This is a genomic window from Delftia sp. S65, from assembly GCF_016516495.1.
Taxonomy (GTDB): domain Bacteria; phylum Pseudomonadota; class Gammaproteobacteria; order Burkholderiales; family Burkholderiaceae_C; genus Comamonas; species Comamonas acidovorans.
Genome location: NZ_JACVUR010000096.1, coordinates 1 through 619 on the forward strand (window position 1 = coordinate 1; position 619 = coordinate 619).

Annotated in this window: 1 pseudogene; it reads right to left on the bottom strand. The window is 61.2% G+C overall.

Features of this window, described 5'->3' with window-relative positions:
- Positions 1–619: pseudogene (locus IAE24_RS29960) on the bottom strand (hypothetical protein); the annotation flags it as partial.

Sequence of the window (619 nt, forward strand, 5' to 3'; positions counted from 1 at the left end):
TGAGATATGGCCGTACTGCGGCAGATCGCTGGCTTCGACCGCGACGGGGATGTCGATGATCTTTTCCAGCAGCCGCGAAACACGCGGGGCGTCCTTGGCATCGATCAGCACGGAGGCCGTGATCAGCTTTGCGACGCGGCCCTTCTGTCGCAGATAGGTGCCGTCACCATTGGCCTTCCAGAGGCCATAGCGTTTGGGCGAAACCTCGGCGCCAAACTCCGTGCCGCCCTTGGTGGACAGCGGCGCAAGCAGCTGCTGCCATTGGCCGATGCTGAGATAGCCCAGCTCGGCCATGGCCTGCGGATCGCTGCGGCTCAGCGTGATTTCCAACGAAGAAACGGGCCGGATTGGATAACCCGAGCCCGTGTATTTGTTGGTCTTGTCGAGGTTGCCGAACAGGTATTCCCACTCGCCAAACGCCTGCTCCCACATCGTCTGCCCGTGAGAGTGAATGGGCGGCGCACCAGGTGAAGCACCGGCTTCATAGACCTTGATGCCGGTCTCATCCGCCTCCACGCCGTACATCGCCACGCCATTGAAAAACGGGGGCGTCAAGACGTACTTGAGGCCCCCGCGCTGCTTGGCTGCCGTGAAGACATATTCGTCAAACGGCGCCATT